Here is a 19,231-nt window from a genome sequence, read left to right on the forward strand (position 1 = left end):
GTAAGCAATGACAGTTTAATTTGAAAATCCGTAGAGAGATAATTTAAACTTTCTTTAAACTATTGGTAATTATATTTTTATAAATAATTAAATACTAAAGTATAATGCTCGTTCCCAGTACCTGTAAAAAGGCTGCCATCCACTGCGGATGAGCTGGCCATGCAGGCGCTGTCACCAACTTACCGTCTACCACTGCCTCATAAACATTCACAGAAACATAAGTGCCCCCGGCAGAGGTAACTTCAGGTGCTACTGCCGGATAAGCCGTTAATTTTTTGCCCCTTACCACATCGGCAGCGGTCAGGATCTGTATACCATGACAAACAGCTGCTACCGGTTTATCCTCCAAAAAGAAATGTTTTACCAGTTCCAATACATTCTTATTTAACCGCAGGTATTCCGGCGCCCGGCCACCGGCTATTACCAGGGCATCATAATCGGCACCGGCAATATCATTAAAGGTGGCATTGAGTACAAAACCATGACCCGGCTTTTCGCTATAGGTCTGGTCACCTTCAAAATCGTGAATCGCTGTTTTGATCTTATCGCCGGCCGCCTTGTCGGGGCATACGGCATGTACATCATGACCTATCATCTGCAACATCTGGAAAGGAACCATTGTTTCGTAGTCTTCTGCATAGTCTCCGGTCAGTAACAATATCTTCTTCTGTGCCATATGATAAAAGGTTTGTTTATGATTAAAGATAAGGCTTTTTTGCAGTTAGCTTTTAGCAGTTAGCCATTAGAAAAAATGCAGCGGAGACCATTATGGATGATCTCCGCTGCATTACCAATAGCTAAAAGCTAATACCTGAAAGCATTATTAATATCCCGGATTCTGGGGAAATTCATTCGTAGTTCTGTCAATCTGATCCTGCGGAATAGGGCGCAATACATGGGTTGGCTTAATATTGTTCCGGGCCTCCTCATTATGCAGCTTTACTCTTTCCAGCAGCTTGTGGGTGCGGGTCAGGTCAAACCAGCGCATTTGTTCTCCTACCAGCTCCCGGGCTCTTTCATCCAGGATAAAATCGATGGTCATATCTGTGGCGGACACAGTCATAGCATCGCGGTTGGCCTGTGTTTCTGCCAGCGTAGCGCCAATACGGGCGGATCTCCAGCGGATCACATTTACGAGATCAGCGGCGGCCTGTTTTTTTCCATCCATCATCAGGGCTTCTGCTTCTATCAGGTAAGTTTCTGCCAGACGCATGGCTATAAAAGGCCGTACACCGGAAGCCTGGTTATCAGGACGCAGTGCATCTGCAAATTTATTCAGGGAAGGATACAGCTTTTCTGTATACTGTCTTGGAGGTACCAGCAGATAAGGCTTGCTGGCAATCACGGCATCAGATACATCATAACCGGGCAGGTAAACAGCAGTATCACCCATCTTCAAATTATCAATAGGTGCATTGGTTGTCCACAGTCTGGTGTAGAATTTCTCGTAACGCACATCATGTGTCCTGTCTTTATACAGCGTATCGATGAGGAACTTTGTAGGCCTGAAACGCTTCCATGGCGTACCATTTGGCAAATCACGTTTCATTCCTTTCAATACATCATACTGCATCAGGAAAAAGCGGCAGGCGTTGTTATCCGGGTAACCATAAATTGGATCGGTGGTATATTGCGCGGCAAAAATAGTTTCATCATTATTTTCTTTACCCTGTGCCCATACCTGTCCTACGTCGGTGAGTAACTTAAATCCGTAGTTCTTGATTACCATGTCAGCATATTTGGCAGCATTCGCATAATCGCCTGCCTTTGCCTGCGGAGAGGAAGCGCGGGTCAGGTAAACCCTTGCCAACAGGTGTTCTGCGGCTGGCTTGGTAGCGCGCCCCCATTCCGGCTGTGTGACAGGTAGATCAGTTTCCGCAGCCAGCAGGTCGCTGATCACCGCATCGTAGATCGCAGATACGGAATCGCGATGTGCCTCTCTTGAAATTTCGGTATTTTCGTGCAGGCGTAAGGGTACGGCACCAAATAGCTGCATCAGGACAAAATGATAATGCGCCCTGCAAAACAACGCTTCTGCTACTCCTTTTTTCCTGGAGGCTTCGTCCAGGTCGGCAATCTTGCCCGCCCGATCTATCGCTACGTTACAGGCGTTGATCGTTTGGTAGAAACTGTTCCATACTTCACGGATATGGTCATAACGGGAGTCCAGCTGTGAAGTATACTGGCTCGTAAATTTGAAGTTCCCATCGGAACCATTTGTAATAATATCTGTACCGGTTTCGGTGAGTGTCATGCCCCGTTCTGTGCTGTAAAAATTGCGCATAGACACATAGGAACCGTTTACAGCCGTCTGAAAGCCGGCCTTTGTATTATAGAAATCATCTGTTACGTTAGTGACTATCTTTTCATCCAGCATTTTATTACAGGAAGTAGCAGCAACGGCCAGCAGCATGATGACAGGAATTATATATCTCATAACATTTTCTTTTAAAGATGTTTAATCAGGACCGGTTGATTTTAAAATTTGGCACTTACTCCGAATTGCAACATCCAGGTAGCGGGAGCATCAATACCGATCACATTTACGTCTTCCGGATCAACTCCTTTCCAGGTTTGGCGGTAGGGCGCCAGGATCATTGGGTTTTTAACGCCCACGTTCACCCGCAGATCCTGCATCCGCATACTTTTCACCAGCGCATCCGGGAAGGCGTAGTTGAGCGTAATACTCCTGATCTTAAAGAAAGAGCCATCGAAATAACTCAGCGACTGGTAGTTGCTTGGTCTTTCCTGGTTGGCATTAGGCCGTGGAAAATCGTTGGTAGGATTAGCCGGTGTATTATAGTCGATATTCAGGTTGTTATAACGTCCAAACAGGGTGTTATAATTCTGGTAGAAATCACTTTTAATCATGCTTCCTACGCGTGCAAAGGCAACGATCGACAATTCAAATCCTTTATAGGAAAAACGTTGGGTGGTACCTGCAGACCATTTAGGCTCCGGAGATCCCAGGATCTGCCGGTCATTCTTAGCATCGATCAGCGTATCGTTATTCACATCTTCCAGCCTGATTTCACCTGGCTTCAGGTTGTAACGTTTGGCCAGTTGGGCATCTTTATCCTGCCAAACACCAACCTTCTTAAAATCATAGTATACATAAGTAGGCTGACCTACAAACCAGGCATTTCCAACATCTGCGGTTCTGCCATCGCCAAGCGACAGGATCTTCGACCGGTTAAAGAACAGGTTAGCATCCATTTTCCAGCTAAATCCTTTCGGATTGTCAATGATGGTAGCACTCACTCCAAATTCAAAACCACGGTTCTGGGAAGAGCCCAGGTTCATCAGCACTTCATTAAATCCATTGCTGAACGGGAGTGATTGAGGCATGAGCAGGTCGGTGGTATGTTGGTTATACCATTCCATCACACCGGTGATACGTCCATTCAGGAATCCGAAGTCAATACCAATGTCGGTAGAAGTAGTGGACTCCCAGGTAAGGTTTGGATTGCGCAGATCGAGTGGTACAAAGCCCAGTACACCTTTATTTCCGAAGGAATAGGGAATCCTGCTCAGGTTACCCTGTGTTGCATATGGGTTAATACCGGTGTTACCAATACGGCCGTAGCTTGCACGCAGTTTCAGGTTATCCAGGATATGCTGACCTTTCATCCAGCTTTCATTGATCATGTTCCATGCTACTGCCACAGAAGGGAAATAACCCCATTTTTTACCGGGCGCGAAACGGGAAGATCCATCAGAGCGCAGGGTAAGCGTAGCGAGATAGCGGTCATCATAGCCATAGTTCAAACGGCCCATGTAGGAAAGAATGGTCCAGGAACTGAGACCACTGGTTACTCCTGTTACGTTGAGTGACTGTCCAAGGTTGTAATACTGTTGTGATTCTACCGGTATACCTCTTACGTTGGTAGTAGAAAAATCGAGGTTCTGACGTTGAACACTGTATAAGCCGGTAAAACCGATCGTATGTTTTTTGATCTCTTTGTTATAGGTCACAATGTTTTCGATAGTGTACGCCATGGTAGACGCATTTCCCTTGCTAGCCGTAGCATCGCCACCGCCAATCAGCAGGTTGGTATTGTTTTTACCCTGGAAAAGGCCATAGTTGTAGTTCTGGATATCCGGCCCTACATTCAGGCGATATTTCAAACCATCTATGATTTCTACTTCGGCAAACAGGCTGGTGAAAATGCGGAAACGTTTCATCAATTCAACACGGTTGCCAGGCACATAATCCAATAGCGGATTAGGTTGCTGACTATCGCCGGTTGGATAGGTGATCAGTTTTCCGTTATCATCGTAAGGATTGGCAATCGGCAGCATCTTCAGCGCATTGTCGATCCCGTTATAGGTTTCGCCGTTACGTTCACTATAGGCGCCCAGGAGGGTAGCTCCTACGCGAACACGATTGCCGATCAGCTGGTCGATCCCAAAATTGAAATTATAGCGCTCATAACTTTGCAGTTTCAGTACACCCTGGTCCTTGAAGTAACCTAATCCTACAGTGTACTTCGTTTTATCTGTACCGCCGGCTACGCTGAGGCCGTGATTGGTTTGATATCCCGGAGAGATCATCAGTTTCTGCCAGTCTACGTTCGTACCTTTCTGGATATTGGCATATTCAACTGTGTTGAATATTTTTTTGTCTGATGCATCCGGATTGGCATCATCGTATTTGCCGATAGTGCGGTTAGCTTCCCGGCGCATATCAATGAAACGTTTGGCGTCCATCATATCTGATTCCCCCAACTGTTGTACATATCCGTAGGAGCCGGTGTAGGAAACCACGGGTTTTCCTTCCTTGCCTTTCTGGGTGGTAATGAGTACCACACCATTGGCACCTCTGGAGCCATAGATAGCCGTTGCGGAGGCATCTTTCAAAATATCCATCGATTGTATTACACCCGTACCGATATCGCTAAGGGTCCCTGCGTAAGGAATACCGTCAACTACATAGAGGGGATCATTACCTGCGCGGAGAGAGCGGCTACCGCGGATACGCACAGTAGGTTCATCACCGGGTTTACTACTGTTGTTGAGTACTTCCACGCCGGGTGCGCGGCCCTGTAAAGCCTGCTGGGGGTTGGTTACCGGTACATCCTGTATAGATTTTGTGCCTACAGAGGAGATGGAGCCGGTTACATCCTTTTTCTTTTGCGAGCCGTAGCCCACTACTACTATTTCCTCGAGTTTTTTACGGTCTTCCTCCATCACCACCGAAATAGTTTTGTTGCCGGTGTAGGGTTCTTCATGTGAAGTGAATCCGATAAAAGTGAATACCAGTACAGCATTGGCAGGCTCCTTAATTTGCAGGCGGTAATGTCCTTTGGCATCAGTTTGGGTACCGGTATTTTTGCCTTTCAGTGACACCGTAACTCCGACGAGTGGAGTTTTCTGGGCGTCCAGCACATTGCCTTCTACAGTAATGATGTTGCCCTGAGACATGGTAAGTTGATGGAATAGCAGACAGGCTACCATACAGACCATACGTGAAAAATACTTTTTCATAACGTTGTTTAATGTGATTGTGGAATAAAGGGTACTTAAGTTAGATTATTGGCTGTCTCTTCAGGTCCTTCCTGGTAGCCAAAATAAGATAATTTTAGATTATTGCAATCGTTTGCATGTATTATTTTCGTGTCAATTACTGCAAATGCCCCAGTGGCCGGATTATCATTCAATTAAAAAATAAAATCTTTTGCAATCGGTTGTAAAAATGAAATTCATTGATTATTTTGGACACCTTATTCCGTTTAAGTTATGAAAAAGACGATCCTTTTATGTGGCTCCCTGCTGTGCATGTACGGTAGCCTTTTTGCTCAGAAAGCCCAGTGGCAGCAGCTTTTCAACGGTAAAGATCTGAAGGGCTGGAAACAGCTGGGGGGTGAAGCAAAATATAATGTGCAGAACGGTGAAATTGTGGGTACTACAGTACTAAACACGCCGAACTCTTTCCTGGCAACGGATAAGGAGTATGGAGACTTTATCCTGGAGCTGGAATTCAAGCTGGGAAAGGAATTTAATTCCGGTATACAGTTCCGCAGCCAAAGCAGATCCGATTATCAGAATGGCCGTGTATTTGGCTACCAGATGGAAATAGATCCTTCCGACCGTAAATGGAGCGGAGGTATATATGAAGAAGGTCGCAGGGGCTGGCAATACCCTATGGAACTGAATCCCGCGGGGCAGAATGCATTCAAAAAAGATGGCTGGAATAAATACCGTATTGAGTGCCGGGGTAATGAAATGCGTACCTGGGTAAATGGTGTACCTACCGCTCACCTGGTAGATACTGCGCTGCCAAAGGGTTTCATCGCATTACAGGTGCATGGTATCGGTAAAAATGCAGCAGATGACAACAAAAATATCTACTGGAAAAATATCCGCCTGATAGAAAATCCCGCGGCTTCCCAGTATTCTTCTTATGACAACATTTACGTAGTCAATAATGTAGACAATACCATTTCCGGTCAGGAAAAGAAAAATGGGTACCAGTTATTGTGGGATGGCCAAACCAGCAAAGGCTGGAGGGGTGTTTACAAAAAGGATTTCCCTACCAAAGGCTGGCATATGGAGAATGGAATATTAACCATTGGCCATTCTACGGGAGATGAGGAAGGCAGCGGCGGAGACATTATCACCGATAAACAATACGGTGCTTTCGAGCTGGAATTTACCTTCAAACTCACGCCAGGTGCGAACAGTGGGGTAAAATACTTTGTAAGCGAAACCTATGAAACAGGGGGGAAGTCGGCCATCGGGCTGGAGTACCAGGTACTGGATGACGAAAAGCACCCGGATGCAAAATTAGGACGCGACGGAAACCGCACGTTAGCAAGTCTTTACGACCTCATGACAAGAAAACAGGAAAAACGTGCCATCAACCCTATTGGAGAATGGAACAAAGGTCGTATTATTGTGTATCCAAATAATCACGTAGAACATTGGTTAAACGGGTTTAAGGTGCTGGAATATGAGCGGGGCTCCCAAGCCTTCAAAGATCTGGTGGCGATCAGCAAGTATAAAGACTGGAAGAATTTTGGCTTGTGGCCCGAAGGGCATATCCTTTTACAGGATCATGGTAATGAGGTTTCTTTCAAGAGTATTCGAATAAAAATTCTTAAATAATATTTTTTATCTTTTTTTTCATTGTTCACTGTTCTAAATAAGCATTCCGATTCTTCGGAATGCTTTTTTTCTTTAGAGAAAACGGTAAATTACTCCTTATTCACAACCCATCATCATGAATATGTTACAACAAAAAGGCTACCTGTTCCTGCTGGGAACCCTGCTTGCGGGCGCATGTCAGCAACAAAGCAGCCATAGTAATGCTTCGGCTGTGCAAGACTCACTGCACCAGCTGGCCGCCCGTTACTATGACGAAAACATGGCCCTCAATCCTTTGCAGGCCACACAAAACGGGGAAAATCAGTACAATGATCAGTTGCCTATAGACATCAGCGAAGGATTCCGCGCAAAAGCAGATTCCTTCTATGCCAGCTACCAGCAAGCCATCAAAGCCATTGACACTACTGCACTTTCCGGCAATGACCGCATTACCTACGACATGTTGCAACGGGAGTTCAACATTAACCGGGAGGCACTGCGCTTTCATGATCACCTGATGCCGGTACAACAGTTTACCTGTTTGCCGCTTACCCTGGCGCAACTGGGCTCCGGATCTTCAGCCCAGCCTTTTAAAACGGAAAAGGACTATCACAACTTCATGCACCGTATGGAACAATTTGCCATATGGACAGATACCGCTATTGCCAATATGCGCCGGGGCATTGCCACCGGGTACGTGTTGCCTAAAAGCCTGGTGCTGAAGGTTATTCCCCAGGTAGCCGACCTGGCAAAGAAAGATACCGCCAACAACGTATTCTATGCTCCTATAAAAACTATTCCGGATTCACTGGGCGCTGCTGTAAAAGCGGGTCTGCATACTGATTACGCCGCTGCCGTTGAAAAATACATTCTGCCATCTTACGCTAAACTGCGTGATTTCATGCAACAGGAGTATCTGCCTAAAGCCCGTACCAGCAGTGGCATTGAAGCAATTCCGGATGGTGTGCCATACTATGTGTTTCTCATAAAAAGCTGGACCACTACCAATATGAAACCTGAGGAAATTTATGCCCTGGGTGAAAAAGAGGTTGCCCGTATCCGTGGCGAAATGGAAACCGTAAAAAGCAGCACCGGGTTCAAGGGTGATCTGCCGGCCTTCTTTGCATCTGTGCGTTCCGACAAAAAGCTGCGCATCTTCAAAACCCCTGCTGCGATCCTGGATTCTTTCAAAGCAATTGAAAACAAGATCATGCCTGGCGTCAAAAAGATGTACGGTCATCTCCCAAAAACAAAATTCGAAATCCGTCAAACGGAAGCTTACCGGGCTGCTTCTGCCTCTGCTGAATATATGCAGGGTAGTGCAGATGGTACCCGTCCTGGTGTATTTTACGTGCCCATCCTGGATGCGGCTACGTTTTCCTACACTGGCATGGAATGTCTCTTTTTGCATGAAGCTATTCCCGGTCACCATTTCCAGATCTCTTTGCAGCAGGAAAATGACTCCCTGCCTAAGTTCCGCCGTTTCTCTTGGGTTGGTGCCTACGGCGAGGGATATGCCCTGTATTGCGAAAGTTTAGGAAAAGAGCTGGGCCTGTATACCGATCCATACATGTACTTCGGCCGGTTAACCGATGAAATACACCGCGCTATTCGTTTAGTCGTGGATGTTGGTTTACATGCCAAGGGCTGGACCCGCGAGCAGGCCATCAAATATATGATGGACAACGAGCCGTTATCCGAACAGGAAGCCACCGCTGAAATAGAGCGCTATATGGCTATTCCGGCGCAGGCCCTTTCCTATAAAATTGGTGAGCTGAAGATCCGTGGCCTGCGAAATAAGTATACCAGCGAATTAGGCGGTAAATTCAACTTATCTTCTTTTCATGATGAGTTGCTGAAAGATGGTTGCGTACCACTTTCTGTGCTGGAACAAAAGATGGCCCGCTGGGCAGCAACACAACATTAAGCATAAAGCTAAAGGCAAAAAGCAAAAGCCATTGAAGTGGATATGGAACCCGCTTCAATGGCTTTTGCTTTTTGCTTTACGCTTTAAGCTCTTCAATAACTGATTAAATTTTGATTAAGAAAAAAATCGGTATTCCGGCAAAAGGCGCACTGATTAAGGGTGACACTATTCTCTTGCCTGCAAACTGTTAGTTTTTAACATTCAGTATTGCGTTTTATTTCCTATTTTTATAAGGCAGTTTCATTCACTATTTACAGCGTAGATTTACCTAAACCACACATACTTCATATTTTAATATGTTAGTCTGTGCATGTAAACTATTCGGCAAACTTGTCGTTATAAAAAAACGGCGTTATATAATATTCTTTAAAACCTGCTGCTATGTTTGATCACACCCTCGATTTATGCCGGTCACTCCCGGCGGTCATCACTGAAAAAAAGTGGGACAATGAGCTGCGCTTCTATGTGGGCGAAAAATTATTCTGCATGATTTCTCTGGAGCCACCGCACCGGGTGTCATTTAAATGCAGTCAAACGCAATTTCATCAATTGATTTCAAGGCCTGGCATAGTGCCTGCACCTCATCTGGCGCGGTATCACTGGGTACAGTTGAAACAGGAAGATATGTTGCCGGAGCCGGAGCTGGAAACTTTTCTGCATAACGCTTATGAGATCATTGTGAGCTCCCTGCCACCATTTGAGCAGGAAGCCATCCATAAGATGAAGGCACATGCCTGATTATTTCCAGATGGTAAAGAAGATATCGTATACGCCGAATACGATAAGGGTGAGTGCAAATAATTTTTCAAGGGCAGGTGTTTTCATCTTAACGGCCGTTTTGGCGCCCAGGTAAGAAGCCGGAAAAGCAGTAAGCGATAACAGCAGTGCAATATTCCAGTCTATATGCCCCAGCCACCAGTGTGTTAATGCACCTGGTACCGATAAAACAGCCGACAACACTACTGCACAGGCAAGTGCCTGTTTGATCGGCATTTTCAATTTTTTAATAAAGAAGGAGCTGAATAAGATACCTCCTGCATTTGCCAGCAATCCCGACAAAAAGCCGATGAACAAAGCAGCTATGATCAGTTTACCCGCTGGCACATCTCCACTTTCCACCCGTACCTCTCCAACAGGTTTACCCCGCATAAAGGAATACATCAGGGAAAGGCCGGTAGCCATAATAAACAGGGCAGTCATGATCATCAGTGATTTCCCGGGCAAATAACTACTGAGCCAGGAACCGATAATCGTGGCAGGGACGCCAAAAGCAGCCCCCAGCAGGATCACCCGCTTGTTGAATAACTTCTCTTTGCGGTACACTGCAGTAGCAGACAAAGTACTGGTAATAGACGCCGGTAAAGGAGATGCCAGTGCAAAAAAAGGATTAACGCCGGCAAATATCTGCAGGGCAGGTGTGCTGATGGCACTGCCTCCTTTACCCAATAAACCAGATAAATAGCCTACTACTAAGCCTATCAGCAATACTGACAGGTATTGAGATTGTTGTAAAAACTCCATTCAATCATTCCTCCGGGAACGCGCAACTTCGTGGTTGGTGTGGTTGGTTATAAAAAATTACAGGTACACCAAAAATAGGTTAACATCATTCCACGAACAAATAATACGGATAACTAAAAGTTATGGGAGATAACAAGATATTATATTTATTGCTAGTCTATAAACGTAATAGGAGAAGGGGTTTGAAGATATGTGAAGATACAGAATTTTGAGATCCGACAATTGAAAGGAACAGTAATTTTTTCAAAAAACAACTTTTACTTTCTTATCACCGACACTCAAAATTCCGTCATTATTTATGCTTTGGGCGTCCAGCCTTTTTCATATTCTCTTTCCCACATTTTCATGGCTTCTTTATCATTGAGGATATGACCATTGGTAGGATCAGTATGAAGAATACGGCCTGAACGCTGTGCGATATTCCCGAGCAAACAGAGCAGGGTACTACGGTAACCGATATTGATTTCGGAATTAAGCGAGGCATTACCACGAATGCTTTCCAGGAAATTACTGATATGCACGGCATCGTAGAATTCACCGGCAGGACTAACAGTATTGGTTACACTCTGATTAGGATTAGCTGCCTGTTTTACTTCTTTGATCACTTTGCCTTTAGGATCGATGAGTTTGTAGCTGTCGCCACCTGAATTATACAGACTTCCGTTTTCACCGAACAATGCAAATCCGCGGCCACTGCCTTCCAGGTTAAAAGGGCTGCAGCTGCGGCCTTCCCAGGCAATTGCCTTGCCGCCTTCAAATTCGAAGTTGAGTGTTTGTGTATCTGGTGTTTCCCAATCGTCTTTCGGATAAGCATAACGCCCCCCTGCAGAAGTTACTTTTGTCGGAAACTCCACGTCCATAAACCAACGAAGACAGTCCAGTTCGTGGGTAGCATTATTGCATGTTTCAGAGGTGCCCCAGTTCCAGCGCCAATGCCAGTTGTAATGCACAATATTATCCAGGTAATCGCGGCGCGGCGCAGGGCCCTGCCATAAGTCCCAATCCAATGTAGCCGGCACCGGGATCTTTTTACCGATACCAATAGGTTCCCGGCTATTTACATACCATCCCCTTCCATAATATACTTTTCCCAGTACCTGTTGCTCTTTTACTTCCTTTACTGCCTGTTGGAGGTTAGGCCAGGAACGGCGCTGGTTCCCCATTTGCACGAGGCGATTGTATTTTTTGGCGGCGGCTAACAGTATTTCTCCTTCGCCGGGATTGTGTGCACAGGGCTTTTCCACGTATACGTGCTTACCTGCGGCAGTAGCCATTATGGCTGCTGGTGCATGCCAATGGTCTGGTGCAGCTACTATCAGCGCATCAAAATCTTTCCGTTCCAGTAATTTGCGGATGTCTTTAATAACAGTGGGCTTTCTATCCTGCGCGCCTGCAACAGCTTTGAGCCCCTTTGCAATAGCACCGTCTTCCACGTCGCAGATATAGCCAATTTCAGCACCAGGCAATTTGGCCGCACATTGTGCCAGCCAGTTTCCCCTGGAGTTGACGCCCATTACTCCCAGCACCAGTTTATTACTGGGTGCATTTTTCCCAAAAACAGGGAAGTTGAGTATGGTGAGCCCTGCTCCTAAACCGGCCATGCTACCGGTTTTCAGAAAATCTCTTCTTTTCATAACGGACAGATATTTATTCTTGGTTGTTCGAAAAAGCAATCGGTTGCATGAATGTAGAAAATTAATTCCCGGAATTATAGAAATTTTGATGAGAGGAAGGAAAGGGATTTTTTAATGATCAGTGTAATCATGAAAATCGGGAGAAGTCAACATCCATCGCCGTACTAAAAAGTTAAGTTCGTGGCAACACGCCCCGGTACAAAGGTCACCTGCATGGCATCAAACTTTTGATAGAGGGCTTTTCCATGACGATGATGGATCCGGAGGTTCACTACATCATATAACAGCAGGAAACCGCCTTGCAGGATGATAGAGGTACCATAGCCTTTCCAGCGGTCCTGTTCTTTACCGGTTTGATTTTTTCCGTATTCCCGGGCGTAGAGACCACCCAGGATGTAAGCAACGTCCAGTGCGCCGTTTACCACGTATATCTTTTCTATCTTGTTTTGTTCTTTAATGCTGCCCTGCATATTATAGTCAGCGGGATTGAGTTTGCGGTTGCCGAGATAACCAGCGGTGGCAATACCCAGGTTCACTGCATTCCAGATGGCATTCATCTGATGAAAGTATTTGGCTTCCCCACTGGTTTGCCCCATGGCGATCAATCCCGTAGCAATATTGGCGACAGACCAACCTCCCAGTACGATCATGGCGGTTTTGGTGGTTTGTATGCGTTCCCGGTTAAATTTTTCCAGGTACAAACTATCCTGCGCCATTAGCCTTACAGCCAATAGCAGCGCGATTATCAGGGTACCACCATATTTATGCATACAAATTATTTACCTGTCAACTGATTCCATATCACCTCATATACGTCAGTTGCCTGCAATTGGGTTTTGGAAACAGGATTAGGGCTGATGACCACTGCATGGTAGTCAGGATTCTCCTCCAGGCGGCCGTGGGAGCCTTTAATCAAGGTAGCATCCAGCGGTATCACATTCATCAGGTAACGGAAGCCCAGTTTCTTTTTCAGGAGCTTGCCGGCAGCCTTCAGTTTGATAAGCGGATCTGCAGGATTCATGAACATCTCCACCGGATCGTAGCCTGGTTTACGGAAGATATCCACAATACGCGCAAAGTCAGGTGCTTTGGCATCATCCATCCAGTAGTAATAAGTAAACCAGCTGTTGGCATCTGCCACGGCAACCAGGTCACCAGTACGGGCGTGGTGCAGCTGATGCTGACGTTTACCTTCCCTGTCCAGCACCAGTTGTACGCCAGGCACATTTTCCAGGATGGTACGTACTTTTTTATAACAGGATGGATCGTTGATATAGATATGAGCAATCTGGTGATCCGCTACTGCAAAAGCTTTGGAAGCACCTGCATCCAGCAGTTCCAGTCCATTTTCCACGCGCAGCGCCAGGAGACCTTCTTGTCTTAAAATCCTGTTCAGGTGGATAGGATTATTCACATTCGTGATTCCGTATTCAGACAATACGATCGGATCACAATTCTGCTGCTGATAGTAGGTGATTAACTGTTTAACTACCGCATCTATTTCGCTTAATTCCTTTGCATTGCGCACCGGATCCTGTCCGAATTTCTGTAAACAGTAATCCAGGTGAGGCAGGTAGATGAAAGTAAGAGTAGGATTATATAATTTATCGGTGAGAATAGATGCATCAGCTATCCACTGGCTGGATTTAATGCTTGCTGTTGGGCCCCAGTAGTTAAACAGGGGGAACTTGCCCAGTTGTTCCGTCAGGTAATCCCTTAGGGTAGCCGGAGAAGTATAACAGTCTGGTACTTTACGGCCATCAGAAAGATAGTTGGGACGTGGTGTGAGAGAGTAATCCACATTGGCATACATATTATACCACCAGCACATTTGCGAACAGGTAAAGGAAGGATCCAGCTTCCTGGCGCGATCCCAGATCTTAGGTGCGTCTACCAGTTTGTTGGATTGTTTCCAGAACTTTACTTCCGCATCTGTTCTATCGTACCAGCCATTGCCTACAATTCCGTGCTCACTGGGCCATTGGCCGGTAAGATACGTACTTTGCACCGACGTGGTGAGTGCCGGTAACATGGGTTTCACCGTAGCCAGGTGGTGCTGCTGAGTATAAGCCTTTATAAAAGGCAGGTGCTCCAGCAGAGAAGCGGAGAGCCCCACTACATCAATTACTACTGTCTTTCTCATAGATTCAATCGCTGTTACAATTCCGGCATAAAGCTATCATTCCCGATGGACAATTCCAAGAGGCGGTTGCCTTAGTAGCTTTTAGCCGTTAGCTTTTAGCTTTTAGCTTTTAGCAAAATGCAGCGAAGTTGATGACCTATAATGTTGTCTTCGCTGCATTTTGCTAAAAGCTAAAAGCTAACGGCTAAAAGCTGCTCCTTGATCCAGTTTAGTTCCCGGGAAACAGATAGTGACATCTCCTGTTTTAATTCAGGTGGTAACACATCCCAGGTGTATGTTTCTACTTCCAGGTGCGATGTAAAAGGTTGTTGTTTTTGTAACGCCAACACTTGTTTAATATCTTCCTGGGTAGATTGCAATACTCCGAATTTATCAAGAAATACCGGGACATGAAAATGGGAGCGCCATTCTCTTACGGCCGGATTATCCTCGTCAGCCAGGGCTTCCGGCAGATCAGGATAATGAATAAAGGTGCCATCATTTTTTCTGGCAATTACCTGGTGCAAATACACCGGCTCATTAAATTTACGAAAAGCGTTGGTTACCACTTTTCGTGCAGCCGTATCCGTTGGCATATCGGCTTTCAGTGCAGCACTGATCTGTAGCTTACCTACTTTCAGCCCGTGGTGCTGCAGGCGCTCCAGCACACGATGCGGTGGTTCATATACCAATGCAAAATGACAAACATCATAGCACAATTGAATATGCGATTTGATGATATCTGCTGCCTCCTGGTCTTCTACGTTAAATTTCTCCTTAATAAACGGAATACCTGCCGGCAATAATTCTTCGAAATACCAGCTGATATATTCGCTGGTATTTTCCATCAGTCCATCTGGCTCCGGTTCTACATCGAGGTGCATCAAAGGCCCGCCACTACGGTGAATACGCACCAGTTGCTCCAGTACCAGCAGCATATTTAAAGTGGCGCTTTCTGTAAAGGAGTTTTTCTCCTCTTCACAACGGTTACACCAGAATTTATAGGTAAGGGGGTTGGTAGAAATACCACCTTCCATACCAGCAGGTAATAAAGCAGCCAGTATGCGAAACAGGCGAATGGTATAGGCAACACGATCGGCGCTGGTCCAGTCGGGTGCATGTACCTGGTCTTTCACCACTACATTATGAAAGCCGCCGTACGGAAAACCATTCATGGTAAACACGTAACAATCTTCTTCCTTCAGCCATTGCTGAAAGGCCCTCAATTGCTCTTCCTTACTCAGTTCCAGGCTGGCGGTATTGGCCAGGCGAAGGCCTATGCCGAAAGGCTGATCAGGAGAAACCTGTTGTTTAATAGCAGGTATAAAATTTTTCAATTGCGCAAAATGATCGCCCCAGTTTTCGCCGGGATGAATATTTGTGCAGTAGGTAAGATGCCCGGCTGCTGTTTTCATTATTGATTATTTTTACAGATATCCACTGCTTTGTATAGCAGCTCCAGATCCATTTCGTGTACTTCTTCTCCTTTACCGACAGCACGCAACAGGGAAATTGTTAAGCGTCCTCCGAGGTGTTCACGGAATTCTTCCAAACCCACTACAACCGGAGACGGTTTGCCATCATGCTTTTCCAGCAATGGATGCCAGATAGGCAATTTCATGTTTTTTAATACTATGAGAATGCGCTGCATGTCTGATTCCGGCAGCCAACCTAACAGGAACGAATATACGCTGTCAACCGCAATACCAATAGATACTGCTTCCCCATGACGTAATTCGAAGTTGGTCAGTTGCTCCAGTTTATGTGCACTCCAGTGCCCGAAATCCAATGGACGGGAAGAACCGCTTTCAAACGGATCACCAGCGCCACCAATATGTTGTACGTGGAGTTCGGCGCAACGATAAATCAGTTCCTGCATAGCAGGCATATTACCGGCGGTCATCGCCACCGCATTTGCCTCTATCCGGTTAAAGAAAGCCGCATCTTTTATGAGGGCCACCTTCACCGCTTCCACCATACCAGAGCGCCAGTCGCGGGAGTCCAGCGTGGTTAAAAATACGGGGTCATTAAACACCGCAGCCGGCGGCGCAAAGGAGCCCAGGAAGTTTTTCTTCCCCTTATAGTTTACGCCGTTTTTTACGCCTACCCCCGAATCATTCTGTGATAATACGGTAGTAGGTATGCGAATATGCTTTACCCCGCGATGCGAAATCGCCGCCGCAAATCCTACCAGGTCCAGCAGAGAGCCTCCACCAATGCCGATCACATAAGAATGACGGTCAATACCATATTTATCGATGGCATCTACCAGGCTGAAAAGCAATGGTAGATCGTTCTTTACGCTTTCTCCACCGGTGATGGTAACAATTTCCGGGGCCAGCTGAAAGCCGCGCACCTGTTGGAAATAAGTGTTGATTTGCTGTGTGAGCTGTGGGTGGTGTGCCGCTACACCTCCGTCTAATATTACGAGTAACTTTTTAACATACGCTTCTTCTGCTTTGGATTCCAGAAAAGAAGCTAAACATGTATTGGCAGGATCGAATAAATTACTGCTAAAGAAAACTCCGTAAGAAAAGTTTACATTGAAATTTTGTTGAATATATTCCATGGCTTATTCCGCATCGTCTGACTTAAAAAAACTATAGCTTTTAAAAGTACATAGAAAAATGCGATTTTTCATAAAGAATAAGGCTCCGGGAACGGAGCCTATTCCTTGGGGTTAGCCGGTAGAATCTTTTATCGGTATGCAAAGAAATCAGTTTTTAGCCCGATAGCCAACAGTACAAACCGTCATTTTACAAATTGCGTAGTTCTACTGACATAAACTATTAGTCGAAAAATGCTTTACTACAAAGGGTTTCAGCATCACTATCCTCATATCATTCCTGGTACCCATAGCCGTTCAGCCATACCCTATTGCGTATTAAAACAGAATTAATGAACTTTATGCCACTGTAGAATAATTGTCAGTTATACAGCCCAAAAATTAAATTGTTTGACCCAAAACCGGAACATGGTACTCCCATGTTGTACCCCCTGTAACATTGGTTGTTATTTACATCTTTTGTTGCATGCTGAGTATTTGTCGCGCACCACGCTGACAGGGGATTGTTATTCGATCACCTGCCGGGATTATTTATTATGCTAACCAATAAACATTGGATTATTAACAATGCAACCCCCGTGGTTGTCAAAGTGTATCAGAGATGCGGAGAATATTATTATTTGTTTGTTGTATTGCCTTATGTAGCAGGCAGCTTTTATCGGCACAATCGCCCGACAGCATGTTGCGGATGCACAAAGCGTATAAAGCGTTCAACGATTCACTGACAGGAAATGTGATGCGCAGCAATGTGCAACAGCTGGAAATGCTGTACCAGAGCGAGAAGAAAGATCGTGTCCTGGCGGTAAAAAAATGGCAGTTGGCACAAAAAGATCTGCTCCTGCAACAAAAGAATACCTGGATCGGTGTTTTCCTTTCAGGAGGACTCCTATTACTCGTGGCAGCCCTATTGATATGGCAGAAGTTACATCACCGGCACCGTTTGCAGCAGCAGCAATTACAGACGAGGGAAATAGAAAAAACGGTGCAGGTACTGGAAGCCATGATGCAGGGTGAGGAAAGGGAACGTATCCGGCTATCAAAAGATCTGCACGATGGGATAGGCGGTTTATTATCGGCAGTGAAGATGCATTTCTGCGCACTTAAATATGAACGTACTTATCTACAGCAGGACAAAGGATTTAATCATGCACTCGGAATGCTGGATGATGCGATTGGAGAAGTGCGTAAAACTGTTCATAACCTCATGCCGGAAATACTGGCGCGTATGGGGCTGGCCGGGGCACTTGAATTTTTATGCAACAACGTAAGCCACTCCCGTCAGTTACAGATCAGTTGCTATACATCCGGTAATATGCAACGGTTCAAGGGAAATTTTGAACTTTCTGTTTACCGGATTGTGCAGGAACTGATCAACAATATTATCAAACACGCACATGCCACGGAAGCCCTGGTACAGATAACGCAGCATGATCAGCTGCTCAGCATTACAGTAGAAGACAATGGCGTTGGCTTTGAAAATATAGCGAAAAGTACAAATAGTATGGGATTAAAAAATCTGCATACAAAGATCAAGTCATTAAACGGACACTTCACCCTGACTGCTGCACCAGGTTGCGGAACTACCGTGTACATAGAATTTAACATTGCCATTATGCAATTGATAGAAATGGAGCCTTCGTTTTAATACCAGATGATATGCAAATCAAAATCGCTATTACAGATGATCACCTGTTGGTTATCAGCGGACTAAAAGCCATGCTGGCACCTTATTCCCATATTTCGGTAGTATATGAAAGTAATATGCCGGGTGCGCTGATGGCTGCATTGCCGGCCGCACAACCGGATGTGTTGCTGCTGGATATCCAGATGCCGGAAATAGACGGCATGGAATTATGCAGGCAGGTAAGAAAAACGCATCCGGCCATTAAAATTATTGCACTGAGTACTTTTATGGATTCGCACTATATCAGGCAGATGATGCGCAATGGAGCTACCGGCTATTTGCTGAAAAATACCGACCCGGACAAACTGGTTAATGCTATTGAGAAAGTGAATGCAGGGGAACAATTTCTGGACGACCATATCCAGCATCAATTGCTGCAGGAAATGATTACGGGCCAAAAGCGGTCGGGGTACGACATTCCGCTTACCCGCAGGGAAAAGGAAATTTTAAAACTGATTGCAGAAGAACATTCCAACCAGGAGATTGCCAACCTGTTGTTTATCAGTTTACGTACTGTAGAAACGCACCGGCTTAACCTGACACAGAAACTGGCCGTAAAAAATACAGCCGGCTTAGTAAGAGAAGCGATAAAAAGAGGAATAGTGGAATAGCTGTTAGCCATTAGCTTTTAGCTCTTAGTGCTTCATATCAGCATTGCTGACAACTATACGCTAATGACTAAAAGCTAAAA

The 19,231-nt window shown here is 45.5% G+C and carries 14 protein-coding genes; 5 read left to right on the forward strand and 9 right to left on the reverse strand.

The annotated features are described in order from the left end of the window. Positions 1–94: 94 nt before the first annotated feature. From AC1DCV_RS10765 to AC1DCV_RS10775, 3 genes are all read right to left on the reverse strand, one after another. A complete protein-coding gene (locus AC1DCV_RS10765) occupies positions 95–676 on the reverse strand; it encodes a DJ-1/PfpI family protein (RefSeq protein WP_477023183.1) in 582 nt (193 codons plus the stop codon). 147 nt (positions 677–823) lie between these two features. Next, a complete protein-coding gene (locus tag AC1DCV_RS10770) occupies positions 824–2,437 on the reverse strand; it encodes a RagB/SusD family nutrient uptake outer membrane protein (protein WP_477023184.1) in 1,614 nt (537 codons plus the stop codon). A 41-nt stretch (positions 2,438–2,478) separates the two neighbouring features. After that, positions 2,479–5,487 carry a SusC/RagA family TonB-linked outer membrane protein gene (locus AC1DCV_RS10775; RefSeq protein ID WP_477023185.1) on the reverse strand — a complete coding sequence of 1,003 codons (3,009 nt, stop codon included), beginning with the start codon at positions 5,485–5,487 and terminating at the stop codon, positions 2,479–2,481. 252 nt (positions 5,488–5,739) lie between these two features. Here AC1DCV_RS10775 and AC1DCV_RS10780 point away from each other — a divergent pair, with 252 nt between their 5' ends. From AC1DCV_RS10780 to AC1DCV_RS10790, 3 genes are all read left to right on the forward strand, one after another. Beyond that, positions 5,740–7,107 carry a 3-keto-disaccharide hydrolase gene (locus AC1DCV_RS10780; RefSeq protein WP_477023186.1) on the forward strand — a complete coding sequence of 456 codons (1,368 nt, stop codon included), beginning with the start codon at positions 5,740–5,742 and terminating at the stop codon, positions 7,105–7,107. Positions 7,108–7,222: 115 nt separating this feature from the next. Then, positions 7,223–9,013, forward strand: a complete 1,791-nt coding sequence (locus tag AC1DCV_RS10785) for a DUF885 domain-containing protein (protein WP_477023187.1) — start codon at positions 7,223–7,225, stop codon at positions 9,011–9,013. A gap of 381 nt (positions 9,014–9,394) precedes the next feature. Further along, the gene (locus tag AC1DCV_RS10790) at positions 9,395–9,751 is read left to right on the forward strand and encodes an MmcQ/YjbR family DNA-binding protein (protein WP_441573420.1); all 357 of its coding nucleotides are present in this window, start codon (positions 9,395–9,397) and stop codon (positions 9,749–9,751) included. Here the strand turns inward: AC1DCV_RS10790 and AC1DCV_RS10795 are convergent, their stop codons facing one another. From AC1DCV_RS10795 to AC1DCV_RS10820, 6 genes are all read right to left on the reverse strand, one after another. After that, the gene (locus AC1DCV_RS10795) at positions 9,752–10,534 is read right to left on the reverse strand and encodes a sulfite exporter TauE/SafE family protein (protein WP_477023188.1); all 783 of its coding nucleotides are present in this window, start codon (positions 10,532–10,534) and stop codon (positions 9,752–9,754) included. It lies immediately after the preceding gene. A 296-nt stretch (positions 10,535–10,830) separates the two neighbouring features. Continuing rightward, positions 10,831–12,168 carry a Gfo/Idh/MocA family protein gene (locus tag AC1DCV_RS10800; RefSeq protein WP_477023189.1) on the reverse strand — a complete coding sequence of 446 codons (1,338 nt, stop codon included), beginning with the start codon at positions 12,166–12,168 and terminating at the stop codon, positions 10,831–10,833. Positions 12,169–12,332: 164 nt separating this feature from the next. After that, positions 12,333–12,938, reverse strand: a complete 606-nt coding sequence (locus AC1DCV_RS10805) for a DUF6992 family protein (protein ID WP_477023190.1) — start codon at positions 12,936–12,938, stop codon at positions 12,333–12,335. 5 nt (positions 12,939–12,943) lie between these two features. Beyond that, positions 12,944–14,311 (reverse strand): alkaline phosphatase family protein, encoded by a 1,368-nt coding sequence (locus AC1DCV_RS10810; protein WP_477023191.1) that lies wholly within the window; start codon positions 14,309–14,311, stop codon positions 12,944–12,946. 170 nt (positions 14,312–14,481) lie between these two features. Continuing rightward, the gene (gene eboE / locus AC1DCV_RS10815) at positions 14,482–15,705 is read right to left on the reverse strand and encodes a metabolite traffic protein EboE (protein WP_477023192.1); all 1,224 of its coding nucleotides are present in this window, start codon (positions 15,703–15,705) and stop codon (positions 14,482–14,484) included. Further along, entirely contained in the window at positions 15,705–16,859 is a 1,155-nt protein-coding gene (locus AC1DCV_RS10820) for a 3-dehydroquinate synthase (RefSeq protein WP_477023193.1), read from the reverse strand. Before AC1DCV_RS10820 ends, eboE begins: the two co-directional genes overlap by 1 nt. A gap of 598 nt (positions 16,860–17,457) precedes the next feature. On the opposite strand from AC1DCV_RS10820, the gene AC1DCV_RS10825 reads away from it, so the two are divergent. Together AC1DCV_RS10825 and AC1DCV_RS10830 are read left to right on the forward strand one after the other, a co-directional pair. Beyond that, positions 17,458–18,501, forward strand: a complete 1,044-nt coding sequence (locus tag AC1DCV_RS10825; protein WP_477023194.1) for a sensor histidine kinase — start codon at positions 17,458–17,460, stop codon at positions 18,499–18,501. Positions 18,502–18,512: 11 nt separating this feature from the next. After that, a complete protein-coding gene (locus tag AC1DCV_RS10830; protein WP_477023195.1) occupies positions 18,513–19,151 on the forward strand; it encodes a response regulator in 639 nt (212 codons plus the stop codon). Positions 19,152–19,231 lie beyond the last annotated feature (80 nt).

Source organism: Chitinophaga sp. 10T418, from assembly GCF_056394125.1.